Genomic DNA, 25,933 nt, shown 5'->3' on the forward strand with positions numbered 1-25,933 from the left:
GCAGCCGGAGCCGAGGTTTGGCTCATGTCGTGACCGGGCGCAGGAGCAGCCAGGCGTCGGCCGGGAAGAGGCGCTGGGAGATCGCCCACGTGACCCGCGGATAGTAGGGCCGGGCCCGGGTGACGTCGAGGATCCGCGGCTGGTCGACCGGGTGGTCGGCGCCCTTCCAGCGCAGCGTGCAGCCGTCGGCGGCGAGCACGTTGCGGACCCAGTTGGTCTGCGCGCCCCACGGCAGGTTGATGAGGAAACCGTCCGGGGTGATCAGGACGGCGACGGGCACGGTCAGCTCCCGGCCGGACTTGCGGCCGCGGTGGTGCACGCGTGCCCACAGCGGGAACCAGCGCCGGCCGGCCAGTCGTGCCACGGCGGGCGCGGTGGCACGGGCGAATCGCCAGGAGGTGTTCGCGGGAGCGGTCATGCCCCGATTCTTCGCCGGTCACCGGCTGTTCCGCGTCCCGGCGATCCGTCACCCCGGATGACGGAAATCCAGCATGAGGCGGACGGCGTCGCTGCGGCCACGGGCACCGATTTTGCGGTAGACGGCGGACAGGTGCCGTTCGACGGTGTGCACGGCGATCCCCAGTCGCCGGGCGATCTCGGCGTTCGAGTCGCCGGCGGCGAGCAGCCGCAGCACATCGGTCTCCCGTGGGGTCAGCCGGCCCGTCGCCGGCCGCCCGGCCGCGGTCAGGGCACCCGTGGTCACGAAGTCGGTGACCAGCCGTACGTCGGTGTCCCGGTCCTCGAGGAACAGGGTGGGGGTGCTGCCGGACAGCTCCACGAAACGGCCGTCCGGCAGCGTTTCGGCCAGCCGCCGCGACGTCTCGGCCGGGATCCGCTGCTCGCCCTGCCGGTGCAGGACCAGCGCCGGCGCCCGGACCGCGGCCAGCTCCGCGGTGACGTCGATGTGCCGGGCCGCCTCGAACCAGGCCTTCGCGATCGGTGCGCTGGTGGCGGTCCGGAACGCCTCCGCGGTCCACCGGCCGGTGGGTGCCGCGTCCCAGCCGAGCCACGCGGTCGCGGCCGCGTCGGCGAACAGTCCCCAGTCCTGATCGATCAGTGACAGCAGCGCCTGTGTCTGGGCGGGGAGCATCGCCTCCCGCAGCCGGGGCGTGCCACCGAACAGCACGAGCCGCTCGACCCGGCCGGGGTTGCGGGCGGCGAACGCGAGCGCCGTCGGCACCGAGTGGTAATAGCCGAGCAGCGACACCCGTGGCAGGCCGGTGTCGTCGAGGACGGCGTGCAGGTCCCGCAGGTGCGCGTCCAGCCCGAGGTCACCGAGGTCGATCCGGCGGTCGGAGGCGCCGGTCCCGCGGCCGTCGTAGAGGATCATCGTCAGGTTCCGGGCAAGGTCCTGGTAGGCGGCGTGCATGGCCGGGATCCGCCACTGCGCCACGATGTTGCTCAGCGAGGGCATCCACACCAGCGGCGGCCCCTGCCCGAACATCTGGTAGCCGATCGTCACATCGTCCCGGGCACGCGCGAAACGGACCTCCACGTCCGTCATTATCGCCGGGGACGGCAGCAGCCCGGCGCCGCCTCGCGGCCCGGACCGTTGCGGGCGCCGCCGGGTGGCCCGGGTGCTTCTACTGGCCGTACCCCCAAAGGTGTTGAATTCGGGATCTCGCCGTGCTGAGGATTCCTCGTGTGACCCCCGCCGCAGCCGAACTTGTTTGAATCTGAAATAGTTGCGCAGTCAAACGCGTTGTGCGGGGCAGTCCGGGAAATCAGATTCCCGGCCGATCAGTCCAGGAGCCGGTCATGCAGTTCGGAATCTTCAGCGTCAGCGACATCACGACGGACCCGACCACCGGCCGGACCCCGACCGAGGCCCAGCGCATCAAGGACATCGTCACGATCGCCAAGCACGCGGAGGAGGTCGGCCTCGACGTCTTCGCGCTCGGTGAGCACCACAACGAGCCGTTCTTCTCCTCGTCGCCGACCACCACGCTGGCCTACATCGCCGCGCAGACCTCGACGCTGCAACTGTCCACCGCGACCACGCTGATCACCACCAACGACCCGGTGAAGATCGCCGAGGACTTCGCGATGCTCCAGCACCTCGCCGACGGCCGCGTCGACCTGACCCTCGGCCGCGGCAACACCGGCCCGGTCTACCCGTGGTTCGGCAAGGACATCCGGGCCGGCATCCCGCTCGCCCTGGAGAACTACGCGCTGCTGCACAAGCTGTGGCGCCAGCACACCGTCGACTGGCAGGGCAAGTTCCGCACCCCGCTGCAGGGCTTCACCTCCACGCCGCGGCCGCTCGACGAGATCCCGCCGTTCGTCTGGCACGGCTCCATCCGTTCCGTTGAAATCGCAGAACAAGCCGCCTACTACGGTGACGGGTTCTTCGCCAACCACATCTTCTGGCCGGCGTCGCACACCCAGCGGATGGTGGGGCTCTACCGGCAGCGGTTCGAGCACTACGGCCACGGTTCCGCCGACCAGGCCATCGTCGGTCTCGGTGGGCAGGTGTTCCTGCGTAAGAACAGCCAGGACGCGGTGAAGGAGTTCCGGCCGTACTTCGACAACGCCCCCGTCTACGGCCACGGCCCGTCGCTGGAGGACTTCACCCGCGAGACGCCGCTGACCGTCGGCAGCCCGCAGCAGGTCATCGACAAGACCCTCGGCTTCCGCGAGTACGTCGGCGACTACCAGCGCCAGCTGTTCCTGATGGACCACGCCGGCCTGCCGGTCAAGACCGTCCTGGAGCAGCTCGACCTGCTCGGCTCCGAGGTCGTCCCGGTGCTGCGCAAGGAGTTCGCCCGCCTGAAGCCCGCGCACGTGCCGGACGCCCCCACCCACGCGTCCCTGCTCGCCGCCGGGAACACCGCGGCCGTCAAGGAGGAAGTGAAGGCATGAAGCAGCGCAAGCTCGTCGTCATCAGCGCGGGCCTGAGCCAGCCGTCGTCGACCCGCCTGCTCGCCGACCAACTGTCGGCGGCGGCGGCCGGCGCCGCCACCCGGCTCGGCGTCACCCTCGACGTCCAGTTCATCGAACTGCGCGACCTGGCCCACGAGATCACCGACAACATGCTCACCGGCTTCCCCGGCACGTCACTCAAGCAGGCCCAGGAGGCGGTCACCGCCGCCGACGCCCTGATCACCGTGACCCCGGTGTTCTCCGCCAGCTACAGCGGACTCTTCAAGTCGTTCTTCGACGTGCTCGACAAGGACGCGCTGGTCGACAAGCCGGTCCTGCTCGCCGCCACCGCCGGCACCGCCCGCCACTCGCTGGTGCTGGAGCACGCGCTGCGGCCGCTCTTCTCCTACCTGCGGGCGGCGATCATCCCCACCTCGGTCTTCGCCGCCAGCGACGACTGGGGCGCCAACTCGGTCGAGGGCCCCCTGCGCGCCCGCATCGACCGTGCCGCCGCCGAACTCGCCCGCGTGGTCGAACGCCGCGAACCCGCCGTGGTCACCGACCCGTTCGCCCTCACCGCCGACTTCGAGGACATGCTGAAGAACCTGTAGGCCGTCGCTGTCCGGTGGCACCGGGAAGACCGGGCCACCGGAGAGCCGCCGCCCCGTGGTGGCCTCCCACGTCTTCCTGACTGCTCAGTTGAGGATCGCGCCGGTGACGGCGACCTGCTCCTTGAGGACCCCGCCGATCAACCGCTGCGTCTGGTTGATCTCCTCGACCGCGTGGTGGATCTGCGCCAGCGAGGAGGTGACCGCGTCCACCCGCGACTGAATGGCGCTGACCTTGGCGCTGACCTCGTCGGTGGCCCGCTCGGTCTCGGTGGACAGCTCCTTCACCTCGCCCGCGACGACGGCGAACCCCTTGCCGGACTCACCGGCCCGCGCCGCCTCGATGGTCGCGTTCAGGGCGAGCAGCTTGGTCTGCGCCGCGATCGTCTGAATGGCCCGTACCACGTTGTTGATCTCCGAGCTGGCCTGGCCGAGCGCCGCCACCTGCTCGTTGGCCTCGGCCGCCAGGTTCTCGCTGTTCTCCGCGACCGCCGACGCCGAGCTGACGTTGCGTTCCACCTCGGCGATCGAGTCGAGCAGTTCCCGGCCCGCCTGGTGCAGCTGCTCGGTCGAGGCGAACCGCTCCAGGGCCTGCCCGACCAGGAACGCCGTGTTGCGCAGGGCACTCTCCCGGCCCGGGTACATGATCAGGGTCCGGGTGGCGAAGAAGTCCATCGTGCCGACGATCCGGCCGCCCACCCGGATCGGCAGGCACACCCCGGACTTCACCCCGGCGGCCTGCGCCGCCGGCCGCCGGACACAGTCGGTCAGCTCCCCGAGGTCCTCGACGAACACGAGATCCCCGCGATCCCAGGCACGACCGGACAGGCCGACGCCCCGGGCGAACGACGCGGTCATCGTCACCTGCCGGAACTCCGCACCGGCGTCACCGGACTCCAGGGCGAAACGCAGCACGTTCGCACTCTCGTCGAGCGCCCAGAACGAGCCGTACTGCCAGTCGAAGTCCTTGCGGATCGTCTCCAGAGCCGACCGCAGCGCCTCGTCCCGGCTGCTCGCCTGCGTCATCTGGCGGATCACCGTGGAGACCGCCTCCACGTCCTGCGCGGTCTTCTCCTGCTGAACGATCTCGTGCAGGCGGACCAGCGTGCCCGAGGCCAGGACCCCGATCGCCCGCAGCGCCGACAGCCGGCCCTCCGACGGCTCCAGTTCCGCGGTGGTGAAGAAGTCCATGGTGCCGATCACCCGGCCGGCCTCGATGATCGGGAAGCAGATGCCGCTGCGTACGCCCGCACGCATCGCCTCGGGGGCGCGCACGCAGTCCGGGACGTCCGCGAGGTTCCGGACGAATACCAGGTCACGGGTACGCCACGCGCGACCGGAGAGGCCCACCCCCTCGGCGAACGAGGCGCGGAGGGTCACGTTCCGGAACTCCTCGTTGACCGTCCCGCTGTCCTGCGCGAACCGGAGCACACCCGCCGCGGCGTCCATCTGCCAGTAGGAGCCGTACGCCCATCCGAACCGCTCCCGGACCAGCCGCAGAATGGTGCCGATGGCCTCGTCCGGCGAGGTGACCTTCTCCATCGCCTGCACGATGGCGGTGACCGCCTCCACCTCCGCGGCCGCCTCGGCGAGTTCCGACTGGAGCCTGGTGATCGTCTGGGCGTTGCGCGGTCCGAACATCGGCGGTGTCCTCCAGGTGGGAGCGGCCCGGCGCCACTCAGTCCTCACCTTCGGGCCGCCGCGTTCCGACATGAGCCCGGCGCGGCGCGGTCGAAAAGGTCAGGGCAACGGACCTGCAACGCAGACCGAAATGCGGTCGTCCCCGCACCGGCGACGGCCGGAGTCAGGCCGGCGGGCCGGCGATGATCAGGGCGGAGACCGCGAGCCAGCCGATGTGCCAGGCCTGGTCGAGTTCGAACAGGCCGGTGCCGGGCCCGCTGGTCGAGGGCCCGGAGGGCCGCACCACGCCGACGTGGTCGAGGTAGCCGCCGCGGCCCAGCAGCCGGCCCAGGCGGATCAGCGGGGTGCGCAGGTCGGCGATGAAGTGGGTGACGGCGTTGAGGACGATCCCCGCCACGAGCCAGCCCGGCTCCAGCGGCAGGCGCAGCCACCAGCCGGCGGCGAGCAGGAAGATCGTGGTGGTCGCGGTCCACGACATGACGTGTTTCGCGCAGTGCCACAGTGCCACCGAACGCACGCAGCCCTCGTTGTCCAGGCCCTTGCCGTACGCCTGACCGCTGGTCTGCACCCAGTGGTCACCGACGTAGTGCCCGGCGAGCATCACCGCGAATGCCACCGCCGTGGTGACCGCCCTGACCAGATCTTCGTGCTCCATGCCGCGATCCGCCTCCGCCGAGAGTGCCGTCTCATTGACCACTCCAGCACTACGACGCGGCTGGAACCCGCAAACGTGTCCGCGCACACTGCGTCACGTCCGTCACCCCCCGCAAACCTTAAGACCTTCAAGACCCCTTTTCGGTACGGCCACGAGGAGGAACCGTGAGCCACCGGCGCGACGCGGGCCGGACACCGGGCCGAAGCGCGACCGCCGGGCCGGATGCGAATGTCCCGCCTACTTCCCCGGCTGGTCCTCACCGCTGTCTCGAGCGCCGTGAGACAGCGGTGAGGACCAGCCGGGGGTGAGATCCCAGCCGCGGACCCGGTGGATGCGGGCGGTCTTCGGGTAGGCGGTGACCGGTGACCGGCCGCCGGTCTCGAAGATGTCGATCATCAGGATCAGCGGGTAGTCCGGGGCCTGGGGGAACCGGCCGACGACCCGGCCCTCGCAGCCGATCACGGTGCCGCCGGCGCCCCAGATCGCGGTCCACGTGTGCGGGCGCGACGCGTCGACCGGAACGGGCACCTCGCCCATGTCGGTGCGCAGCCGGTCGTCGTGGTGTGCCTTGATCCCGATCCGGGCGGTCGTGGTGGCGGGACCGACCGCCTCGGCGTCGATCTCGAAGACGCAGATCTCCCCACTGTCACGGGGGTCGAGGTGTTCGCTGCCGACCAGCCAGACGGCCAGCATGCTGCCGGGATCGACGGCGGCGCGCACGGTCACGTCGACCCGGCCGGCCGACGGTGCCCAGAGCAGGCGGGTCCCGGCCGGGGTGCGGACGGTCAGCCCGTCCGGCCGGTGCCGGTGGGTGCCGCGGTGCCCGCCCACCGCCCCGGAGAAGTCGCCGGTCTGCACGTTCGACACCCGCAACGGGGCGTCCTCGGGCCGCCAGTCCGGCTGATCGTCGTCGATCCGCAGCCGTAGCCCGTCACCGTCGAGGTCGTATCGTGCCCGGGACCGCTCGGGGGTGCTCCAGTGCGGCAGGTAGTGATCGATCCACAGGTCGGCCCGCAGCGCCGGCCCGGTGAAGTCGTCGGCGAGGTCGGGCGCGCGGGACGGCGGCTCGGGCAGCGCTTCGAAGGTCACACCCCATCACATCACACCCCGTTTCTGATGACTTCCGGTAACCGTCGTCCGGATCGCTATGACGGTGCGTGACTCCCAAAATGCGGACGACTGCGTCACATCGGGGTGGGGGTCACGCCGATGGGCGGTAAGGGGCAGGTAGCCTCCCGGTCATGCGAGCAATGACCACCGTGGCCGTCGTCACCAGCACCCTTCTGGCGATCTCCGGCTGCGCTACCAGCGGGCCCTCCGGCGCTCCGGCTGCCCCCGCCGCCCCGGCGGTGACCGCCAGCGGCCTGGACGAGGCCACCGCGGCGGTGTGCGGCATCGCCAACCAGGCCACTCTCGGTGAGGGCGGCTACGACTTCGACGTCGCCACCGCCACCCAGATCGTGACTCTAGGTCAGGACTCGAAGAGCACGGTGATCACCGCGGCGGCCAACGTGCTCTCCGTCCCGACCCGGCAGGCGCAGGCCGCCGCCGGTCAGCCGGAGGAGGCGAGTCACCTCGCCGAGCTGCGCACCGCGATGCTGAAGTTCCAGACCATCTGCCAGGACGTGGACGCGCTGGTCGTCAGCATCCAGGAGAGCGAGTACGCGGTCGACGACGACGCGGTCAAGTCGACCCGCTGAGCGCTGTGGCGAGAACCCCCGGCCCGGAAACGGCCCGGGGGTTCCGTGCGTCCGGGGCACACCGTCCACAGCGGTCCCGCCGCCGCGCCGGCCGTGTCTTACCTGACGGGGGCCCCGAGGTGCTGATACGGTTCCGGGCGCTCACTCGGGAGGAGTCGTTTGTTCGATGAGGATGATCGGCTGTCCGGCCCATGTGAGCGGAACCGGTGTGGCGGTAGGTTCACCGTCCACACGTCACCTGGCCTTGGGGGAGTGCCTTGCAGGTGAACGACCCGGCTCGCGACGCATTACAGCAGGTGGAGAGCGCCGCACACCTGTATGCGGCGGGCGAGGACGAGATAGCGGAGTTTCGGGAGATCCTGGCGCGCCAGCACCCGAACGACCGCGGTACCTACGCGTGCGCCGCCCTGGACCGGGTGATCACCGACATCGCCTTCGATCACCGCACCGAATGCGACGGCGGGCCGGACTGCCGGACCTGTGCGGGCCTGCGCGACGCCCTGGCGATCGCGGTGGCCAGCGTCCGTTCGATGATCGCCGACGAGATGACCTGGCGTAACCGGCGCAACCGGCGCTGGTTCTGGAACCGCTGACCCGGGCCCGGCCGGCACATCACGGGGGGCTGACCGTCACTCCAGGCGGAAATCGGCGAAGTCGAAGCCCGGCGCCACCACACAGCTGACCAGGACGGGTGCGGTACCGGCGGGTTCCGCGGCCTGCCAGACGCCGGGCGGGATCAGCACCTGCGGCTCCTGGCCGGCGGCGATGTCCGGGCCGAGCAGCACCTCGTCCCCGTCGGCGGGCCGGTCGCCGCTGCCACCGCGCCGCAGCAGCAGTGGGCCGCCCGAATGCCAGAACCACAGCTCGGCCGAGCGCACCACGTGCCAGGCGGACCGCTCGCCCGGATGCAGCAGGAAGTAGATGGCGGTGGCGGCGTGCCGGGGCCCGTCGTAGCCGTCCGGTTCGAACGTGACGGGCGAGCGCCACGTCTCCCGGTACCAGCCACCCTCGGGGTGCGGTTCCAGGCCGAGGCGCTCGACAAGATCAGAAGCCATGGACCGGATCCTATGCCGGATCCCGCCGGCGCAGGCCGGTACGGTGCACCCCGTCGGATCAGCGTTCGGCCGCTGCGTCGTTGGCCTGGTCGGCGGCGAGCAACGCGGCACCGAACCGTTCCGCGACGTGCTCGAGCCAGCCCGGCTCCTCGTAGGCGAGGTCCGCACCCCGCGCCTCCCGGAGTCCCCGTAGGAGATCCCGAAGGCGGCTCTCCGGTGTGCGCCTGGCGGGCTTGATACGCCGGTCCGAGGTCGTCCATCGGCGTACGGCGGTGTCGATGCAGCCCGACGGGTCGCACGGCTGCCAGTGCTCCGCGACCCGGACTTCGCGGAGGATCGCGGCCAACGCCGCCGCCTGCTCCTCCCGGGACTGCCGCACGCTCATCGCACGATGATGCCGTGGACGGCCTCCCGGGCGCACCCGACTTCAGGCGTCGCCGCCCGGCGCCGGTCGTCCCGATCGAGGGGCCCGCCTCCGTGCGGCTCCACCAGACCGTCGGTTCGTTCAGAGGGCGTAGGGGACGCGGAACAGCCCGTTCGGGTCGGTGGCGGCCTGGAGCCGGCGCAGTCGTTCCAGATGGGCGCCGTGATAACGCGCCGGATCGGTGGGCCCGGGTTCCAGATAGTTCACATACCGCCCCGACGACCACGGCGCCACCGCGCGATGCCCGGACTCGATCCACCCGTACCCGTCCGCCACCGACGCCGGATCGGCGTTCGGCAGGTCCACCAGCCATTGCAGCATGCTGCTGGCACCGTGCCACGGGAAGGCGTTGTCCCCGGCCGGCACCCGAGCCGGCGCCCCGGTCATCCGCTTTAATTTCGCCAGACCCGGCCGGCGACTCGCGGCCCGCGCCTGCACCACCGTGAGCAGCGCGTTCACCCCGTCCGGCGGTACCGTGCCGCGGAAGATCTCGCTACCGATCACATGCGTGCCCCGCGCGGCGCCGGCCGCCCGATCCCGCAAGAGCTGCACGTGCGGTGCACTCTCGACCTTCGCCGTGGCCGGCTCCCGGCCGATCGCCCGGGTCAGCGCGGCCACCTCGGCGGCCCCGTCGCCGTCGAGGACGTAACCCCCGATCCGCACCGACAGCGCACCCACCGTATCGGAGGTGAACTGGCACGCCGACCAGCTGTTGTCCGGCGCCACCGTGTTCCGTGCCTGCCAGCCGGCGGCGCGCGGCGGCGTCCGCCCACGGATAGGTGAGCACGTACGCCGTCGTGGTCCCGGCCGGATGGGTGCGCATCCGCCACGACGTGACCACCCCGAACCGGCCGCCTCCGCCGCCGCGCAGCCCCCAGAACAGCTCCGGCTCCCGCTCGGCGTCCACGGTCCGGTAGCGGCCGTCCGCGGTCACCACGTCCGCGGCCACGACGTTGTCACACGTCAAGCCGTAGGCGGAAGCCGCCGACCCGATCCCGCCGCCGCAGGTCAGGCCGCTGATGCCGACGCTGCCACAGGTGCCGGCCGGCACCGAGACACCACTCGCGGCGAGACCACCGTAGACGTCGATCAGGGTGGCACCCCCGCCGATCGTCGCCGTCCGGGTCGCCGCGTCGAAACCGACACTTTTCATCGGCCGCACGTCGAGAACGATGCCGGTGCCGGTGGTGGACGCCCCGACATACGAGTGGCCGCCGCCGCGGGGCACGATCGGCAGCCCCGTCCGCACCGCGAACCGCACCGCCTCGACGACATCCGCCGGCCCCGCACACCGCACGATCGCCGGCGGCCGGATCCCGTCGAACCGCGGCGAGAACAGCTGTCGCGTCGGGTCGTAGGAGGCGGTGCCGGGCAGGACGAGCCCGCCTTCGAGCCCCGCGGCGAGCGCCTGCCAGTCCGCCGCCGTCGGGGGTGCGGTCGGCGTCGGACGCGGTGTGATCCCCTGCGGACTCGCCGAAGGCTCGGGCCGGGGCGAGACCAGCCCGGCAAGACCGGCGCTGAACAGGGCACGACGGGACAACGGCATACAAAGATCCTGGCATAGGGCTTTATATCCGTTATGCGATTCGCCGAGGTATCGCCGCCGCGGTCACAGCAACTCGGGCGCGACCCCGGCCGGTGTTGCCGGTCAGCCGGCGCGGGGACCGGCCCGTGTTGCGGGTCAGGCGGCGCCGGTACCCGGCTGTGGCTGATCGGAGGCGGCCGCGGCTACCCAATAGAGCTGCTTGTGCCCGCGCGCCTCCATCTCGGCTGCCAGCTCCTCGGCCTCCGCCCGTACCGCCCGCTTCGTCACCACGAAACGATTGCCGTTGTCGTCCTGCCGCCACACCACCCAAGCCGCGTCCGTCACCACCCCATCCTGCCGTGTCGCAGGCGATCTGCTCTTGCACGATGGCGTTGCCCGACGTCTCCGACGTCTCCGACGGGTCAGCGGACGGCGGGCTGGACGGTGAGCGTCCCGGTGTCGGCGTCGAGATGCGCGGGAACGCCCAACGGGACTGTGAACCGGGTCGGCCCGTGCCCGATCGGTAGTCCGGCGAGGACCGGGATGCCCAGCTCGTTCAAGTGCTCGGCCAGGACCCGGCCGGCGTCGGGGCACGCGGTGAACGAGCCCACGGCGACGCCCGCCAAGCCGTCGAACCAGCCCGATCGTTTCAACTGGACGATCATGCGGTCGACCCGGTACGCGGCCTCGTTCACCTCCTCGATCAACAGGATCGCCCCGGTGAGATCGGGCTGGTGGCGGGTTCCCGCGGTCGCGGCGAGCAGAGTCAGATTCCCGCCGAGCAGCGTCCCGTCGGCCCGCCCGGGATGCCGGACGAGCGAGGTGTCGGCATCGGCGGGAACGGCGTGCGGGACGGCCGGCCGGGCGATCGCCGTGGTCGCGCCGGCGTGGGCGCCGGGTGCGGCGTCAGCGGGGACGGTCGCGGGGGTGAAGGGTGCAGCGTCAGCGGGGACGGCCAGGTGGGTGGTCGCCACGGGTGGGCCTGCGGAGAGGGCGGGCGGGGTGGTGGTCACCGCCGCCGGAGCGGGAGCCGGTGGGGTGGCGAGGATGGTCAGGGGTGTGGTCGTGGTCAAGGCCTGGCGGGCGGCGGCCGTGCTCACCGGATCGTTGATGAGGGCGCTGCCGCTCGGTCCGTGGACGGTGGCGAGGCCGGCTTCGTACCAGAGGGCCAGGTGCAGCGCGGTGATGTCGGAGAAGCCGATCACCAGTTTGGGATCGGCGCGGACGGCGTCGTAGTCGAGGCGGTCGACGATGCGCTGAGTGCCGTAGCCGCCACGTATGCACAGGATTCCGCGTACCTCCGGGTCGCGGAAGGACGCCTCAAGGTCGGCGAGGCGCTCGTCGTCCGTACCGGAAAGGAAAAATCGCCTGCCGAGAGCGTGCCGGCTCCGGTGAGTGCGCAGCCCCCAGGATTCGAGGATCGTCGCGGCGTCGGCGGCCTGGGCCTCGGTGACCGGGCCGGCCGGGGCCACCAGGGCCACCAGGTCGCCGGGTTCGAGGCGCGGCGGTCTGATCATCACCGCAGCGTAGGCGTCGGCGTCCGCGACGCCGGTGCATGGTCGGCCACGGTCAGCCGAGCCGGTCAGGGGGACCGGTCAGCGGGGCCGGAGACCGATCAGTGTGCCGTCAGCGTCGGTCGGCGGCGGCGTAGGAGACGGCTGCGGTGACGGCGGACACCGCGATCACCGACGGCCATGGGCCGATGCGCCGGGCCAGCGGGTGGGAGAGGGCGAAGGCGCCGAGGTAGGTGGCGACCAGGGCGCCGGTGGTGACCGGACCGGTGCGGCGGGCCCACTCCCGGCCGGCGAGGATGCCGCCGGCGGCGAGGACGGCACCGCCGAGGGGCCGGATGCCGGTGCGGCGGGCGATCTGCCAGCCGCCGATCAGGGAACCGGCGGTGATGGCCGCGGTCGGTACGCGCATGACCCCGACCGTACACCGCGGATCGGTGACCTGGCGGCGAGGTGTCCCGGGCCCGCCGGCGCGCCACCGCGCCGGGCGGCGCGCGACTATCGTGGCGCCGTGACCCCAGCGACCGACACCCTGACCCGGCGAGCGACGCCGTGACCCCGGCCGGCGACACCCTGACCGGGGGAGCAATGCCGTGACCGGGGCGACGGACCACACGAGGGATACCGTGACCAGGCGGGTGATGGTCGTCGACGACCATCCGATGTGGCGGGAGGGGGTGGCCCGTGACCTGACGGAGGCCGGCTACCTGGTGACCGCGGCGGTCGGTGAGGGTGTGCAGGCGCTGCGGGTGGCCCCGGCCGCGGCTCCCGACGTCGTCGTCCTCGATCTGCAACTGCCCGACCTGTCCGGTGTCGACGTGATCCGTGGGCTGCTGGCGACGGTTCCGGGCGTACGCATCCTGATGCTCTCGGCCAGCGGCGAGCAGCAGGACGTGCTGGACGCGGTGAAGGCCGGCGCCAACGGCTATCTGATCAAGTCGGCGGGGCGGGCCGAGTTCCTCGACGCGGTCCGGCGTACCGCCGAGGGTGACGCCGTGTTCACCGCCGGGCTGGCCGGGCTGGTGCTGGGGGAGTACCGGCGGCTGGCTGTCGGCCCGGCCGCCGACGACCGGCCGCAGCTGACCGATCGCGAGACCGAGGTGCTGCGGTTGGTCGCGAAGGGACTCACGTACCGGCAGGTGGCCGACCGGCTGGTGGTCTCGCACCGCACCGTGCAGAACCATGTGCAGAACACGCTGGGCAAACTCCAGTTGCACAACCGGGTCGAGCTGGTCCGCTACGCGCTGGAGAACGGAATACTCAGCACGGATTGAGTACGCGTACTCATGTTCCGGCGCGGGAAATCCACGATCTTCGGTACATGTCTGAAGAACGCCGCAGGGATCCGCTCTACCGCACCGTCACCCGGGTCACCGCCTATCTGCTGTCGCCGGTCGCCGGCCTGGTCACGCCCGGACGGGCCCGGGTCACCGCCTGCCGGTGGGCGCTGTCGCTCCGGTTCCCGGCGGAGAACCTGGACGGGTTGCAGCCGGAGGCGCGGGCGGCGTTCGAGGCGGCGCGAACCCGGGCACTGTGGCGCGACGGTGAGCTGATCGGCCTGACCTCCGGGTTCCGGACGGCGGCCCGGCAGGCCACGCTCTACGCCGAGGAGGTGCGGCGCAGCGGGTCGGTCGCGGCGGCACGGCGGTGGGTGCTGCCTCCGGGCGAGTCGCGGCACGTGGCCGGGACGGCCATGGACGTACGGCCCACCGAGGGCGCCCGCTGGCTGGAACGGCACGGTGGCCGTTTCGGGCTCTACCGGATGTACGACAACGAGTGGTGGCACTTCGAGTTCTGCCCGGACGGCCCGCCGGTACGGTTGCCGCATCCGGGGGCGCGGAGCATGCCCGAGCAGGTGCCGCGCCGTTAGCCCAGCTTGAGCACCACGAACTCGTCCGGTCCCTCCTGGATCACCTCGAGTTCGACGAACCCGCAGCGTTTCAGCGCCCGGATCGACGCCACGTTGTGGACGGCGGCCTCGGCATACAGCGGCCGCGTCTCCTCCTGCCCGGCACCGAGGAACGCCGACAGCGCCCGGCTGCCCAGGCCACGCCCCCAGAACTCGCGGCCCAGCCAGAACCCGACCAGCCGCCGCCCGTCCTGCCACCAGGCCACGATGTTGCCGGCGACCACACCGTCGACGACGATCGCCCGCGCCCGCCCGGTCTGGTCGCCGAGCACCCGCCGCTCCCAGTGCTCGACGAAGGCCTGCCGCTCACGGCCCGGGAAGCGGGCCCGGCGCTGCGCCTCGGGGTCGCTCTGCTGCGCGAAGAAGACCTCGATGTCACCGGCCTCGACCGGGCGGAGCCGCACCGACCCACTGTCGTCCACCCATCGACTCTACGCGCCGCCCGGGGCAGGATCACGATCGTGTTCCGTCGAAGCATTCTGCTGTTCAGCGCCATCGCCGTGGTCACCACGGCCATCCTCACGTGGGCGGTCGCCGAGGTGGTCCACGACATCGGGCTGGACCGCTGCGTCAGCGGCCGCCGGGTGGTCAGTTGCGGCGGCGCCGACGAGCGCGGGGTGTCGATGCTGATCAGCTCACTGCTCGCGGTCCCGGCGCTGTTCACCCTGGTCGGCGCCTACCTGTACCTCGCCTCCCGCCTGGTCCGCGCGGCCCGCCCGAAAAACCGCGAGGCCTTGCGCAAGGCGGTCCGCGTGCGCTTCACCCTGGTGTTCCTCACCGCCGCGGTCATCTCCGTGCCCGCGACCCTTCTGCTCCTTTAGCGGTACGGCCACCCGCGCGACTGATCGAGCGATCCCCGCCACCCCGTCCCGTCCTTCCCGGAAGGCTCCGCCACCTCCGTCCGTCCTTGCCGGAAGACTCCGCCATCTCATTCCGTCCTTCCCGGAAACCACTTGCCAACCAGGAAAGTGGTGGAGTACTTTCCTGGTAGGAAAGTTGATGCCGAGGGGGAAATCATGGAGATGCCACCGATCGACGCGGAACTGGCCCTGGCCGAGGTGCGGGCCCGCCGCGAGCAGGTCGTCGACACCAACCTGGTGCCGACCTGGTTCTGGCCGTCCGTGGGCGGGTTGATGCTGCTGTTCGTCGGCGCGATGGAGTCCGACGTCGCCTGGTTGATGGCGGTGGGCACGATCGTCTACACGCTGGGGCTCGGCGCCGTGATCCTCGCCGTCGTCCGCAAGGCCCGGGTGCAGGTCCGGTTCGAGCTGCTCGGAGCTCGGGGCATCGGCGCGATCCTCGGATTCGCCCTCGGTCTGACCGCGCTCGGTGTCAGCCTGGGATTCATGCTGGAGGCGCTGTCGGTTCCGTTCCCGGCGTTCCTGGCCGCGGTCCCGGTCGCCGTCGGCCTGACGCTCGGCGGCCCGGCACTGATGTCCTACCTGCGCAAACTGATGCTGTCGCGGCCGCTGGCGGGTTCCCGGTGACGCCCCGATTCGACGAGCTGATCCACGCACCGACCCGGCTCTCCCTGGTGAGCCTGCTGGCCGCGACCGACTGGGCCGACTTCCGCTTCCTCCGCGACAGCCTCGGCATGTCCGACTCGGCCCTGTCCAAGCAGCTCACCACGCTGGAAGAGGTCGGCTACGTGGAGATCCGCAAGTCGTTCATCGGCAAGCGCCCCCGCACGTCGGTGAAGTTGAGTCCCGAGGGCCACGAGGCATTCGCCGGCCACGTGGCCGCCCTCCAGGAGATCGTCGCCCGCGCCGGCCTGGCGGTCCTACCCGACCAGGTCCACTGACCTCCCCCGCCCGCGTCAGCCAAGCAGCCGCGTCAGCCAAGCGGCGGTGTCAGCCGAGTAGCCGCATCAGCCGAGCGGCGGTGTCAGCCGAGTAGCCGCATCAGCCGAGCGGCGGTGTCAGCCGAGCGGCAGGTCGACGCGGCGTCCGAGGCCCCACTCCGGGGCCTCGTCGTCGGTGACCATCGCGTACGCCCCGTCCGGCACATCGTCGAGTGACACCGCCCGGGACGCGGTGGTCAGCAACTCCGGCTCAGCGGCCCCGGCGATGGAGAAGACATACACGTCCCCGAACTCCTCCCCGTCATCGGCGACCTCGACCGTCCCGTCCTCCTCGGCTTCGGTGAGAAACTCCTCGATCCGGTCGATCCACGGATGGAAGTGCTCGCCCCGATCGAGCCCCGCCACCGGTACCAGCGGAACATGGATCTCGACGACGACTTGAGCCATGCCCCCATGCTCAGCCACCCCGCCCCCGCCCGCACCCGCTTCCCCGGCCAGCCCCCGGCTGGTCCCCACCGTCGTCTCAGCCGCGCTGAGACGACGGTGAGAGCCAGCCCGGTAACCCGGCTGGTTCCCACCGCTGTCTCGGGCGTCGTGAGACGTCGGTGGGAGCCAGCCGGGTAGACCCGGCTGGTTGTCCCCGCTGTCTCGGGCGTGGTGAGACAGCGGTGGGGGCCAGCCGGGGTGGGCGGGTCAGTCGGTGACGGCGGGTAGGGACTGTGCGGCCTTGAGGGCGGCCGCGGCGGCCTGGTACGGGTTGTAGGTGTAGCTGCGCGACAGCGTGCCCGTGACGGTGAAGTACGCGGCGGCGAGCCTGGCCGGGTCGGTGGCGATCTCCCCGCGCCCCGGCACGTCGTTGCCGTCGTCCCATCCCCAGGGGGCGTTGGCCGAGTTGGTGCCGCAGGAGAAGGTGCCGCTGCCGCAGCCGCCGGAGGTGTCCCCGGCGAAGGTGCCGAGCGAGGCGAACAGCCCGGTGTTCGTGCGCTGCGCCCACAGCCCGCCGTCGGCGAAGATGTCGATCAGCCGGTAGCGGACGTCCCGGTCGTTGGCGTTGCTCGGTGACTCGGACACGTTCAGCGACGGGTAGTAGACGACCCCGTCGCCGTCGATGTCGTACTGCGGCCAGGCCTTGAGCCCGTGCCCGCCGCGCTCCTGAGCGGTCACCGGGTGCTGGAACGCGTCGTGCGGCGACGACTGGAGTTGCAGGGTCCCGTCGATGCTCTCGCCCCCACCGGTCCATCCGCCGGCCGGCGGCCGGTACGAGTAGAAGTCGCTGTGCGCCACCGTGACCGCGCCCTTGAGACTGCCGTACTCGGAGCCGTCCTTCTCGACGATCTCCAGCACGCCTTCGCCGTCGTTCTCGTGCTCGGTCTCGAAGAACGGGTGGTCGATCCAGTCCCGCGGGTGGAAGAACAGATAGGTCACGTAGTAGTGGGTGCTGGTCTCCACCACCGAGTAGTAGACGGCGGCGTCAGTGTTCGTCCCCGCGTTGTCCCAGTTGTCCCGGCCGTTCAGGTTCCCGTCGAAGTCGTATCGGGTGATGTAGTCGCTCTTGCCGGCCAGTGCGTGCCCGCCGGTGGTGTCGACGTCCTGGTAGTGGATGGGTGCCCAGCGCAGGGCGATGTCGGCCCGGCTCGGCGCGGCCTGTGCGGGGGTGGCCAGGGCGGTCGCCATCAGGGCGCCGGCGGCCAGTGGGCGCAGGATGAGCACACGTCCTCCTTGTATCGGTGGACGTGAATATAAAAGGTTCTTCACTTTTTCCGGTAGCGGTCAGGCGAAGGGCGGAAGAACTACTCTGGGCCGGTGACCGACCCCCGGCTGAGCGAGCTGGTGCTGATGCGCCGCGTCCGTGACCGGATCGACCGCGACTACGCGCAGCCGCTCGACGTCGAGGCGCTGGCCCGCTACGTGCACCTGTCCGCCGGGCACCTGAGCCGACAGTTCAAGGCGGCGTTCGGCGAGTCGCCGTACAGCTATCTGATGACCCGCCGGATCGAGCGGGCGATGACCCTGCTGCGCCGGGGCGATCTGAGCGTCACCGAGGTCTGCTTCGCGGTCGGCTGCTCGTCGCTGGGTACGTTCACCACCCGTTTCACCGAGCTGGTCGGGATCTCGCCCGGGGCGTACCGGAAGATGTCCGAAGGTTCGGTGGCGGGGTTGCCGGGGTGTGTGGTGAAACAGGTGACCCGACCGGTCAGGAATCGAGAAGTCGCAGGCGGGGACTCGTCCCTAGCATCGTCGTCATGAGTCTCGTCATCCACTCCGCGTTCCTGCCCGCCGACGATCACGACAAGTCCCTGGCGTTCTACCGCGACGGTCTCGGCTTCGAGGTGCGCAACGACGTCGGGTACGGCGACATGCGCTGGATCACCGTCGGCCCGCCCGGTCAGCCGCAGACCTCGATCGTGCTGCAACCGCCGGCCGCCGACCCGGGCATCACCGACGCCGAGCGCCGTACCATCGCCGAACTGATGGCCAAGGGCAGCTACGCCGGGATCGTGCTGGGCGCCACCGACCTGGCGGCGACCTTCGACAGGTTGCAGGCCACCGGCGCCGAGGTGGTGCAGGAACCGGCCGATCAGCCGTACGGGGTACGCGACTGCGCCTTCCGCGACCCGGCCGGGAACATGGTCCGTATCAACCAGCTGACCTGACCCACACGGCCCGCCCTCCGACGGTAGTGTCCTCGGATCACCTCCAGGACAGCTGAGCATCCGTAACGAAACGGGAGTGAGATGAGCGCGCACCGCTCGATCCGTGTGCACGGCGCCCGGGTCAACAACCTCAAGGACGTCAGCGTCGAGATCCCGAAACACCAGCTCACGGTCTTCACCGGGGTGTCGGGTTCGGGGAAGAGCTCGCTGGTGTTCGGCACGATCGCGGCCGAGTCGCAGCGGCTGATCAACGAGACGTACAGCGCGTTCGTGCAGGGGTTCATGCCGACGTTGGCCCGGCCGGACGTGGACGTGCTGGAGGGCCTGACCACGGCGATCATCGTCGACCAGGAGCGGATGGGGTCCGACCCGCGGTCCACGGTCGGCACCGCCACCGACGCGAACGCGATGCTGCGGATCCTGTTCAGCCGGCTCGGTGACCCGCACATCGGCTCGCCGCAGGCGTTCTCGTTCAACGTCGCGTCGATCTCCGGCGCCGGCGCGGTGACCGTCGAGAAGCACGGTACCCAGGTCAAGGAGCGGCGTAGCTTCAGCATCACCGGCGGCATGTGCCCGCGGTGCGAGGGCCGCGGCAACGTCAACGACTTCGACCTGACCCAGCTGTACGACGACACGAAGTCGATCAACGAGGGCGCCATCTCGATCCCCGGCTACAGCATGGAAGGGTGGATGGGCCGGATCTTCCGGGGCTGCGGCTTCTTCGACGTGGACAAGCCGATCGGCAAGTTCACCAAGCGCGAGCTGCACGATCTGCTCTACAAGGAGCCGACCAAGATCAAGGTGGACGGGATCAACCTGACCTACACCGGTCTGATCCCGGGCATCCAGAAGTCGTTCCTGTCCAAGGACGTCGACGCGATGCAGCCGCACATCCGGGCCTTCGTCGAGCGGGTGATCACCTTCACCATCTGCCCGGAGTGCGACGGCACCCGGCTGGCCGAGCACGCCCGCACCTCGAAGATCAGGGGGGTCAGCATCGCCGACGCGTGCGCGATGCAGATCAGTGACCTGGCCGCCTGGGTGCGCGACCTGGACGAGCCGTCGGTCGCCCCGCTGCTGGAGAAGCTGCGGCACACTCTCGACTCGTTCGTCGAGATCGGCCTCGGCTACCTGTCGCTGGAGCGGCCGGCCGGCACGCTGTCCGGCGGTGAGGCACAGCGCACCAAGATGATCCGGCACCTCGGGTCGGCGCTCACCGACGTCACGTACGTCTTCGACGAGCCGACCATCGGCCTGCACCCGCACGACATCCAGCGGATGAACGAGCTGCTCCTGCGCCTGCGCGACAAGGGCAACACGGTCCTCGTGGTGGAGCACAAACCCGAGGCCATCGCGATCGCCGACCGGGTGGTCGACCTCGGCCCGGGAGCCGGCACCGCCGGCGGAGAGATCTGCTTCGAGGGTACGGTCGAGGGCCTCCGCTCCAGCGGCACCATCACCGGCCGTCACCTCGACGACCGTTCGAAGCTCAAGGACGTCGTCCGCACCGCGTCCGGCGCCCTGGAGATCCGCGGCGCGGCCACCCACAACCTGCGCGACGTGGACGTCGACATCCCGCTGGGCGTGCTGGTCGTGGTGACCGGGGTGGCCGGCTCCGGCAAGAGCTCGCTGATCCACGGTTCGGTGGCCGGGCGTGACGGGGTGGTGGCGATCGACCAGACGGCCATCCGGGGTTCCCGGCGCAGCAACCCGGCCACGTACACCGGCCTGCTGGAACCGATCCGCAAGGCCTTCGCCAAGGTCAACGGGGTGAAGGCGGCGCTGTTCAGCGCCAACTCCGAGGGTGCCTGCCCGACCTGCAAGGGCGCCGGGGTGATCTACACCGACCTGGGCATGATGGCCGGGGTGGCCAGCCCGTGCGAGGAGTGCGAGGGCAAGCGGTTCGAGGCCTCGGTGCTCGACTACAAGCTCGGCGGCAAGGACATCAGCGAGGTCCTGGCCATGCCGGTGACCGAGGCCGAGCGGTTCTTCGCCGAGGGTGAGGGCCGCATCCCGGCCGCGCACGCCATCCTGAGGCGCCTGGCCGACGTGGGTCTGGGCTACCTGACCCTGGGCCAGCCGCTGACCACGCTGTCCGGCGGTGAGCGGCAGCGGATCAAGCTGGCCACGCACATGGGCGATAAGGGTGGCGTCTACGTCCTGGACGAGCCGACCACCGGCCTGCACCTGGCCGACGTCGAGCAGCTGCTGGGCCTGCTGGACCGCCTGGTCGACGCCGGCAAGTCGGTGATCGTCATCGAGCACCACCAGGCCGTCATGGCGCACGCCGACTGGATCATCGACCTGGGGCCCGGCGCCGGTCACGACGGTGGGAAGGTGGTCTTCGAGGGTCCGCCGGCCGGCCTGGTGAGGTCCCGGGCCACACTCACCGGCGAGCACCTGGCGGACTACGTCGGCGCCTGAAATGGATTAACCTGCCCCGATGGGGCAGGAGAGGTTCGCTCAGCAGACGGCCCGGATCAGCCGGGAGATCCGCGACAGCGGCCTGCGTGTCTTCGCGCTGGCCGCTGCCGTGGAGCCGGTCGATGCCCTGTTCGGCAATCTGGTGGAGACCGACGGCGAGCTCACCGGGGTCCAGGTGGAGTATTCCCGGCCGGACGGCCCGTGGGTCCAGGTCGAGTCGGCGCGCGGCCTTCTGGCCCCGTTGCGGATGCTCGTGGAGCAGCGGGTGCGGCGGGACGGCGGCCGGTACGCCGACCTCGCCTGGATCGAGCAGGAGACGACGCTGCTCGTCGACGGCCGGCCGGAGCCGGCCGAGACGGTCCGCGCCGGTGACCGGTGGCAGGCCTGGCGGTGCGACACCGACGGGGTCCGGATCACCGTGGTCAGCCGGGACTGGGTGATGGATCCGGTGGCCGTGGTGACCCAGACCGACCCGGCTCCGATGCTCGACCGGCTGGCCACCGTGCCCGCGGCGGAACAGCGCCCGCACCGTGCCGAGCCGATACCACCGAGCGAACCGCATCGAGTCCTGATCGAGACCATTCTGTGTCGTGATATTGAGCACGCGAAATGGGTCGCCGAGGGTGGCCCGATGCCGGGTTCGCCGGTTTACGCGGGCGAATTGTGGCAGGCCGCCGTTCTGCGGCAGCGGGATCTCAGCGACGACCGGGACACCGAGCGGGCCGACCGGGCGATCGGTGCCATGGTGCATCTGGTGTCCAGCCTCCAGCACGAGTTCGACTGGTTCCGGGACGACGCTGAGCTGCGCAGACGGGCGACATCCGAGATCCTCCTGAAGGTCACCGGCCTGGCGCCGGAGGTGCCGAGCGCCACCGCCCAGGAGGCCTGGTATCACCGTGCGGAAGGCCGGGACTGGCGGGCCGCCTGGAGCGACTGGGCCACCGGACGGCCCTGACCGGGGAATTGACACGCATCTTGTTGGCGGGTGCTCGTACACTGCCATTCGCGGCACCGGGGGAGTGCCGTTCTACCTCTCGAATGGAGATCTCTGCGCATGAAGCGCTTTGTGGCCGGCGCGGTCGCCGGCGTCGCCGCTCTGACCCTCACGGTCGGGTGTGCGAACCAGATTCAGCAGCTGGAGCCGAAGCTCGAGCTGAAGAAGGCCGCGGAGGACCTCGGCGCCGCGGAGAAGGTCGGCTTCACCGTCAAGGCGGGTGGCAGCGTCGACGATCTGATCGCCGTCGCGAAGAAGGAGTCCACCGGTGAGGAGGGCTTCACCGATGAGGACGCCGACATCCTCCGCAAGCTCTACAACTCGTCGTTCACCGTCGCCTGGGACAAGGCGGGTGAGGGCGTCAAGGACGACAAGGCGCTGATCAACGCGACGGTCGACGGTGTCACCGGCGCCGAGATCCGGGTCGTCGACCAGGTCGCCTACGTCAAGGTGCCGGTCAAGGACCTGGCGACGAAGTTCGGCGCGACGGCCGCCGAGGTCGACGAGCTCGCCGCCGAGGCGAGCGCGGAGGTCCCCGGCGTGGACAAGCTGTTCAACGGCGGCTGGGTGTCGATCGCCGCGTCCGACCTGGAGGAGTTCACCAAGCAGGCCGGCGTGCCGGCCAGCCCGGCCAGCCAGGCGGAGAACGACAAGGTCGCCGCCGAGCTGAAGACCAGCGCGGAGAACCTGCTCCAGGGCGCGGACGTGGTGCGGGACTCCACCGACGAGACCCACCTGACGGTCACCACGTCCACCACGAAGGCGTTCGCCGAGGTCAAGCGCTTCGTCGAGGCGCTCGAGAAGATCGCGACCAAGGACCAGGCCTCGATCCTGAGCGAGGCGATCGGCGGCGAGCTCGACACCCCGCCGGCCGACAAGCCGATCGTTCTGGACCTGTGGATCGACAACGGCAAGTTCCAGGCCTTCGAGGTGAACTTCCTCCAGTTCGTCGAGGGCGCCACCGGCCGTGCCTCGGTCCGCGTGGAGATCTCCACCGGCACCGAGATCACCGCCCCGACCGACGCCACCAAGCTCGACCTGGGCCCGATCTTCGAGGCGTTCGGCGCCGGCCTGGGTGAGGGCCTCGGCGGCGCGGGGCTGGGCTCCGGCAGCGCCGGCGGCAGTGACGCGAAGGTGTGGGCGGAACTGGTCGGCCAGCAGGCCGTGCTGTCCGCGCTCACCGAAGGCGGCAAGCCCGCCAAGTACCTGAAGCAGGCCGCGGAGGAGACCGCGTTCGGCAACATCAAGATCAAGGTCGTGCGCAGCGGCGTGGCCCAGGTCAACTCCGGCGGCAGCGTCGCCTGCGTGACCGTTCCGGCGACCACCAGCGGCAAGCCGAAGGTCGTCGCGGCCGCCTGCTGACGTTGTTCACCCCGCAGAGCCCGGTCCGCCGTCACAGCGGGCCGGGCTCCGGCTTTTCCGGGGTCAGTCTGCCGTCGCCCGGCGCAGCAGCTCCGGGTCGTGCGCGTTGATGATGGTCAGGTCATCGGCGGCGGAGGCCCACAGTTCGGCGAGGCGGGCGTGGTTGGCACGGACCAGGTCCCGGTCGTGGGCGATCATCCGTTCCGAGGCGACGAGCAGCCGGGGGACCGGTGTGGTCCCGTCGATCTGCCCGCGGTGGTAGAAGGCGTCGCCGGCGTGCAGGATCCAGCGGTCCCCGGCGTCGACCGCGACCGCCGCGTGGCCGCGGGTGTGCCCGGGCAGGGCGATCAGCACGACACCGGGCCGGACCTCGGTGGCCGCGGCGAAACCGCGCCACACGTCACCCGATGCAGGATGGTGTTCGACCAGGTGGGGGCCGTGTTCGCGCTGGGCGGCCGGGTACCGGTAGCGCTCGTTGCGGGTGCGTGGGCGCTGCGCGGCGTCCGACTCGGCGGCGGTCAGGTGCACCCGGGCGTGCGGGAAGTCGGCGAGGCCGCCCGAGTGGTCGGCGTCGAAATGGGTGAGCACGATGTCCCGTACCTCCGCGGGATCGTGACCGAGACGCTCCACCTGCCGTGACGCGGTCTCGGAAGGGTCGAGGACCGGCCTGATGAGGTGGCGCGCGCCGCCGATCCGGCGTGCCGGGTCGGCGGCGTCGCGCAGACCGAAGCCGGAGTCGACGAGCAGCAGGCCGTCTCCGGTCTCCACGAGCAGGACGTGACAGACCAGTCCGCCGGGGGTCAGCGCGGGCCGCATGGTCCCGCAGTTGAGGTGATGGACCCGCATCGCCGGCCTCCGGTCCGTCATTCATCCGTCGAATTCCCCGAAACACGTGTTTCGGTGCGGAAATCCTAAACGCTGAAATGCCCGAGTGATGTCACGGTGCGTGGTGGACGATTCTTCCGGGCTGAAGATCGGTTTCCCTCGCCCGCGTGGGCGCTGTCGACGGATTCCTGCTCGCGGTGGCGATCGGTGGTTCCGAATGGCTATCGGCGCCGGTGGTGGTGCGGGCCGGATGGCTGCTGGCGCCGGGGTTGTGCAGGGCGTCGGTCACCGAAGGTGAGCACCGTGCACTAAGTGCATTGAACGTCACTGATAGCCATACCGGTTCTTCAACGCGTAAGGTTCTTCCGGCTCAGTTGATCAACTCTGGGCACGACCCTGGCGAAGGAGGCCGAACAGGACCAACTACTCTTCTGGCTTCGTCCACATAGGACAAACTCTCCTGCTGACTCCTTCCCCCCTCAAGGAGATAGATAATCATGGCTACAGTAGCCGCGGCGATGGCCCGCCGTACGGTCACAGCGGGCGCAGCCTGGGCACTGGGCGCCACCACGTCCGCCCCGATGGTCGTTCTCGTCGGCGGTATCGTCGCCACCTATGCCGGTTCCGAGGTGACCGCGCTCCCGCTCCTCTTCATCCTGGTCGGTGGCGTGGTCACGCTGCTGCTCGTCGGATATGCCGCCATGGTCCGGGCGGTGCCGCACTCGGCGCCCTACTACGCCATCACCGCCCGCGGGCTCGGCGCGACGAGCGGTGTCGCGGCCGGCTTCGTCGCCCTGCTCGCCTACAACGCTCTCCAGATCAGTCTCTACGGACTGTTCGGCTCGATCATGTCCGGGATCACCGGCGTCGGTGCGTGGTGGCTGTTCGCGGCTGCGGCGATCGGTGTCGTGTCGGTCCTCGGCACCCGGCGCATCGTGCTGTCCACCCAGATCGTGATGGGCGTGCTCCTGCTCTCGTTGCTGGTCGTGGGCCTGTTCATCGTCTTCGGGTTCGTCGACGCGCAGAACGGCATCCCGACCGCCGCCTTCGACCCCGCCGGCCTCAGCGTCCCCGGTCTCGGTCTCGCGGTCGCCCTCACCCTGGCCGCCTACACCGGCCCCGAGGGCATGGCCGCCTTCATCGAGGAGGAGGACAGCGGCGAGGGCAAGCGGGGGCGGGCGATCAGCCGCGGCATGATGATCTGCGCGCTCAGCCTGATCGGCATCTACACCGCGGCGGCCTGGGCCATGCAGGCCGCGACCGGCACCGGCGAGGTGGCCGCCGCCGCCGACGCCGACGCCAACCTGCCGTTGACGCTGCTGTCCGACCGCGTGCACCCGGTGTTCGGCATCCTCGGTGCGGTCATCCTGGTCCTGGCGATCCTCACCTCCCTGATCAGCTTCCACAACATCATCAACCGGTACGCGTTCGCGATGAGCCGTGAGCAGGTCCTGCACCAGTTCCTCTACCGCACCGGAGCAGGCACCGCCGCCGACGCCCCGGTCGGTGCGAGCCGGGCCCAGAACGCGCTCGCCGCCGTCGTGGTGCTGGTGTGGGCGATCTCCGGCGCCGATCCGCAGACCACCCTGTTCGGCTGGGCCAGCACCGTCGGCGCGATGGGGCTGCTCGCCCTGCTGATCGTCTCGGCGGCGGCCGCGCTGCGCTACTTCGCCCGGAACACCGACTCCGGCGAGAGCGGCTGGGCCACCACGGTCGCGCCGCTGTTCGGTCTGGCCTTCGGCATCGCCATCCTGGTCACCATGCTCCTTCAGCTCGACGCCCTGGTCGGCGCCGAGCCCGGCTCACTGGCTCCGTACGCTCTGCCCGCCCTGCTCGTCGTCGCCGCGATCGCCGGCGTGTGGCGGGCGCTCGTCCTGCGCCGGTCCCGGCCACAGGTCTACGAGGGCATCAGTCACGGCGTGCCCAGCGTGTACGCGGTTCCCGACCGCATCGACCTCTGAGCCCCGCGAAGGGAAACCGACC

The 25,933-nt window shown here is 70.7% G+C and carries 31 protein-coding genes and 1 pseudogene; 15 read left to right on the top strand and 17 right to left on the bottom strand.

Going from position 1 to position 25,933, the window contains the following annotated elements; all coding sequences use genetic code 11:
- Positions 1-22 precede the first annotated feature (22 nt).
- A complete protein-coding gene (locus tag BC793_RS26225) occupies positions 23-418 on the bottom strand; it encodes a PNPOx family protein (RefSeq protein WP_109596745.1) in 396 nt (131 codons plus the stop codon).
- A 48-nt stretch (positions 419-466) separates the two neighbouring features.
- Positions 467-1,504 carry an alpha/beta fold hydrolase gene (locus tag BC793_RS26230; RefSeq protein ID WP_109596747.1) on the bottom strand — a complete coding sequence of 346 codons (1,038 nt, stop codon included), beginning with the start codon at positions 1,502-1,504 and terminating at the stop codon, positions 467-469.
- Between the two features lie 254 nt (positions 1,505-1,758).
- Between BC793_RS26230 and BC793_RS26235 the strand changes: the two genes are divergently transcribed.
- Together BC793_RS26235 and BC793_RS26240 are read left to right on the top strand one after the other, a co-directional pair.
- Complete coding sequence (locus BC793_RS26235; RefSeq protein WP_109596749.1) at positions 1,759-2,862, top strand: LLM class flavin-dependent oxidoreductase; 1,104 nt, start codon at positions 1,759-1,761, stop codon at positions 2,860-2,862.
- Positions 2,859-3,473 carry an FMN reductase gene (locus BC793_RS26240; RefSeq protein ID WP_109596751.1) on the top strand — a complete coding sequence of 205 codons (615 nt, stop codon included), beginning with the start codon at positions 2,859-2,861 and terminating at the stop codon, positions 3,471-3,473. Before BC793_RS26235 ends, BC793_RS26240 begins: the two co-directional genes overlap by 4 nt.
- 84 nt (positions 3,474-3,557) lie before the next feature.
- Here the strand turns inward: BC793_RS26240 and BC793_RS52860 are convergent, their stop codons facing one another.
- The 4 genes and pseudogenes from BC793_RS52860 to BC793_RS26255 form a co-directional block, all read right to left on the bottom strand.
- Positions 3,558-3,989: a methyl-accepting chemotaxis protein gene (locus tag BC793_RS52860; RefSeq protein ID WP_373871208.1), complete on the bottom strand. Its 432-nt coding sequence runs from the start codon at positions 3,987-3,989 to the stop codon at positions 3,558-3,560.
- 75 nt (positions 3,990-4,064) lie between these two features.
- Positions 4,065-5,183 (bottom strand): annotated as a pseudogene (locus BC793_RS52400) (GAF domain-containing protein); the annotation flags it as partial.
- Positions 5,184-5,274: 91 nt separating this feature from the next.
- Positions 5,275-5,766 (bottom strand): DUF3307 domain-containing protein, encoded by a 492-nt coding sequence (locus tag BC793_RS26250; protein WP_146246450.1) that lies wholly within the window; start codon positions 5,764-5,766, stop codon positions 5,275-5,277.
- A 237-nt stretch (positions 5,767-6,003) separates the two neighbouring features.
- Positions 6,004-6,855: a hypothetical protein gene (locus tag BC793_RS26255; RefSeq protein ID WP_203896125.1), complete on the bottom strand. Its 852-nt coding sequence runs from the start codon at positions 6,853-6,855 to the stop codon at positions 6,004-6,006.
- A gap of 152 nt (positions 6,856-7,007) precedes the next feature.
- On the opposite strand from BC793_RS26255, the gene BC793_RS26260 reads away from it, so the two are divergent.
- Both BC793_RS26260 and BC793_RS26265 read left to right on the top strand, forming a co-directional pair.
- Positions 7,008-7,466, top strand: coding sequence for a hypothetical protein (locus tag BC793_RS26260; RefSeq protein WP_146246451.1), 459 nt, complete (start codon positions 7,008-7,010; stop codon positions 7,464-7,466).
- A gap of 263 nt (positions 7,467-7,729) precedes the next feature.
- On the top strand, positions 7,730-8,059 hold the full coding sequence (locus tag BC793_RS26265; protein ID WP_146246452.1) for a hypothetical protein: 330 nt from the start codon (positions 7,730-7,732) through the stop codon (positions 8,057-8,059).
- 36 nt (positions 8,060-8,095) lie between these two features.
- Here the strand turns inward: BC793_RS26265 and BC793_RS26270 are convergent, their stop codons facing one another.
- The 7 genes from BC793_RS26270 to BC793_RS26300 all read right to left on the bottom strand — a co-directional run bounded on the left by BC793_RS26270 (position 8,096) and on the right by BC793_RS26300 (position 12,393).
- A complete protein-coding gene (locus tag BC793_RS26270) occupies positions 8,096-8,521 on the bottom strand; it encodes a cupin domain-containing protein (protein ID WP_109596761.1) in 426 nt (141 codons plus the stop codon).
- A 58-nt stretch (positions 8,522-8,579) separates the two neighbouring features.
- Positions 8,580-8,906 carry a hypothetical protein gene (locus tag BC793_RS26275; protein WP_109596763.1) on the bottom strand — a complete coding sequence of 109 codons (327 nt, stop codon included), beginning with the start codon at positions 8,904-8,906 and terminating at the stop codon, positions 8,580-8,582.
- A 120-nt stretch (positions 8,907-9,026) separates the two neighbouring features.
- Positions 9,027-9,449 carry a BBE domain-containing protein gene (locus BC793_RS49745; protein WP_158319370.1) on the bottom strand — a complete coding sequence of 141 codons (423 nt, stop codon included), beginning with the start codon at positions 9,447-9,449 and terminating at the stop codon, positions 9,027-9,029.
- Positions 9,439-10,491 (bottom strand): FAD-binding oxidoreductase, encoded by a 1,053-nt coding sequence (locus BC793_RS26285; protein ID WP_109596767.1) that lies wholly within the window; start codon positions 10,489-10,491, stop codon positions 9,439-9,441. Before BC793_RS26285 ends, BC793_RS49745 begins: the two co-directional genes overlap by 11 nt.
- Positions 10,492-10,626: 135 nt before the next feature.
- The gene (locus tag BC793_RS26290; RefSeq protein ID WP_109596971.1) at positions 10,627-10,815 is read right to left on the bottom strand and encodes a hypothetical protein; all 189 of its coding nucleotides are present in this window, start codon (positions 10,813-10,815) and stop codon (positions 10,627-10,629) included.
- A 77-nt stretch (positions 10,816-10,892) separates the two neighbouring features.
- Entirely contained in the window at positions 10,893-11,987 is a 1,095-nt protein-coding gene (locus tag BC793_RS26295; protein ID WP_109596769.1) for a S66 peptidase family protein, read from the bottom strand.
- Positions 11,988-12,096: 109 nt separating this feature from the next.
- The gene (locus BC793_RS26300; protein ID WP_109596771.1) at positions 12,097-12,393 is read right to left on the bottom strand and encodes a hypothetical protein; all 297 of its coding nucleotides are present in this window, start codon (positions 12,391-12,393) and stop codon (positions 12,097-12,099) included.
- 229 nt (positions 12,394-12,622) lie between these two features.
- Here BC793_RS26300 and BC793_RS26305 point away from each other — a divergent pair, with 229 nt between their 5' ends.
- Together BC793_RS26305 and BC793_RS26310 are read left to right on the top strand one after the other, a co-directional pair.
- Positions 12,623-13,255 (top strand): response regulator, encoded by a 633-nt coding sequence (locus tag BC793_RS26305; protein WP_203896143.1) that lies wholly within the window; start codon positions 12,623-12,625, stop codon positions 13,253-13,255.
- Positions 13,256-13,302: 47 nt separating this feature from the next.
- Positions 13,303-13,851: a D-alanyl-D-alanine carboxypeptidase family protein gene (locus BC793_RS26310; RefSeq protein ID WP_109596775.1), complete on the top strand. Its 549-nt coding sequence runs from the start codon at positions 13,303-13,305 to the stop codon at positions 13,849-13,851.
- Here the strand turns inward: BC793_RS26310 and BC793_RS26315 are convergent.
- Complete coding sequence (locus BC793_RS26315; RefSeq protein WP_239169905.1) at positions 13,848-14,312, bottom strand: GNAT family N-acetyltransferase; 465 nt, start codon at positions 14,310-14,312, stop codon at positions 13,848-13,850. The genes BC793_RS26310 and BC793_RS26315 overlap by 4 nt on opposite strands.
- 39 nt (positions 14,313-14,351) lie before the next feature.
- Between BC793_RS26315 and BC793_RS26320 the strand changes: the two genes are divergently transcribed.
- The 3 genes from BC793_RS26320 to BC793_RS26330 all read left to right on the top strand — a co-directional run bounded on the left by BC793_RS26320 (position 14,352) and on the right by BC793_RS26330 (position 15,691).
- Positions 14,352-14,711 (top strand): hypothetical protein, encoded by a 360-nt coding sequence (locus tag BC793_RS26320; protein ID WP_109596777.1) that lies wholly within the window; start codon positions 14,352-14,354, stop codon positions 14,709-14,711.
- Positions 14,712-14,906: 195 nt separating this feature from the next.
- On the top strand, positions 14,907-15,377 hold the full coding sequence (locus tag BC793_RS26325; protein ID WP_239169904.1) for a hypothetical protein: 471 nt from the start codon (positions 14,907-14,909) through the stop codon (positions 15,375-15,377).
- Complete coding sequence (locus BC793_RS26330) at positions 15,374-15,691, top strand: winged helix-turn-helix domain-containing protein (RefSeq protein ID WP_109596779.1); 318 nt, start codon at positions 15,374-15,376, stop codon at positions 15,689-15,691. Before BC793_RS26325 ends, BC793_RS26330 begins: the two co-directional genes overlap by 4 nt.
- A 117-nt stretch (positions 15,692-15,808) precedes the next feature.
- On the opposite strand, the gene BC793_RS26335 is transcribed toward BC793_RS26330, so the two are convergent.
- Both BC793_RS26335 and BC793_RS26340 read right to left on the bottom strand, forming a co-directional pair.
- Complete coding sequence (locus BC793_RS26335) at positions 15,809-16,138, bottom strand: hypothetical protein (protein WP_109596780.1); 330 nt, start codon at positions 16,136-16,138, stop codon at positions 15,809-15,811.
- Positions 16,139-16,384: 246 nt separating this feature from the next.
- On the bottom strand, positions 16,385-17,401 hold the full coding sequence (locus BC793_RS26340; protein ID WP_239169903.1) for a hypothetical protein: 1,017 nt from the start codon (positions 17,399-17,401) through the stop codon (positions 16,385-16,387).
- A gap of 126 nt (positions 17,402-17,527) precedes the next feature.
- Here BC793_RS26340 and BC793_RS26345 point away from each other — a divergent pair, with 126 nt between their 5' ends.
- The 5 genes from BC793_RS26345 (at position 17,528) to BC793_RS26365 (ending at position 23,125) form a co-directional block, all read left to right on the top strand.
- The gene (locus BC793_RS26345; protein ID WP_109596979.1) at positions 17,528-17,938 is read left to right on the top strand and encodes a helix-turn-helix transcriptional regulator; all 411 of its coding nucleotides are present in this window, start codon (positions 17,528-17,530) and stop codon (positions 17,936-17,938) included.
- The gene (locus BC793_RS26350; protein ID WP_109596782.1) at positions 17,935-18,345 is read left to right on the top strand and encodes a VOC family protein; all 411 of its coding nucleotides are present in this window, start codon (positions 17,935-17,937) and stop codon (positions 18,343-18,345) included. Before BC793_RS26345 ends, BC793_RS26350 begins: the two co-directional genes overlap by 4 nt.
- An 81-nt stretch (positions 18,346-18,426) precedes the next feature.
- The gene (locus BC793_RS26355; RefSeq protein WP_109596784.1) at positions 18,427-20,769 is read left to right on the top strand and encodes an ATP-binding cassette domain-containing protein; all 2,343 of its coding nucleotides are present in this window, start codon (positions 18,427-18,429) and stop codon (positions 20,767-20,769) included.
- A gap of 19 nt (positions 20,770-20,788) precedes the next feature.
- Positions 20,789-21,724 carry a hypothetical protein gene (locus tag BC793_RS26360; protein WP_109596786.1) on the top strand — a complete coding sequence of 312 codons (936 nt, stop codon included), beginning with the start codon at positions 20,789-20,791 and terminating at the stop codon, positions 21,722-21,724.
- A gap of 99 nt (positions 21,725-21,823) precedes the next feature.
- Positions 21,824-23,125 carry a hypothetical protein gene (locus BC793_RS26365; RefSeq protein WP_146246453.1) on the top strand — a complete coding sequence of 434 codons (1,302 nt, stop codon included), beginning with the start codon at positions 21,824-21,826 and terminating at the stop codon, positions 23,123-23,125.
- Positions 23,126-23,188: 63 nt separating this feature from the next.
- On the opposite strand, the gene BC793_RS26370 is transcribed toward BC793_RS26365, so the two are convergent.
- On the bottom strand, positions 23,189-23,971 hold the full coding sequence (locus tag BC793_RS26370; RefSeq protein ID WP_109596981.1) for an MBL fold metallo-hydrolase: 783 nt from the start codon (positions 23,969-23,971) through the stop codon (positions 23,189-23,191).
- 476 nt (positions 23,972-24,447) lie between these two features.
- Between BC793_RS26370 and BC793_RS26375 the strand changes: the two genes are divergently transcribed.
- Positions 24,448-25,911: an APC family permease gene (locus BC793_RS26375; RefSeq protein ID WP_146246454.1), complete on the top strand. Its 1,464-nt coding sequence runs from the start codon at positions 24,448-24,450 to the stop codon at positions 25,909-25,911.
- Positions 25,912-25,933 lie beyond the last annotated feature (22 nt).

It is taken from the genome of Actinoplanes xinjiangensis (assembly GCF_003148685.1).
GTDB lineage: Bacteria > Actinomycetota > Actinomycetes > Mycobacteriales > Micromonosporaceae > Actinoplanes > Actinoplanes xinjiangensis.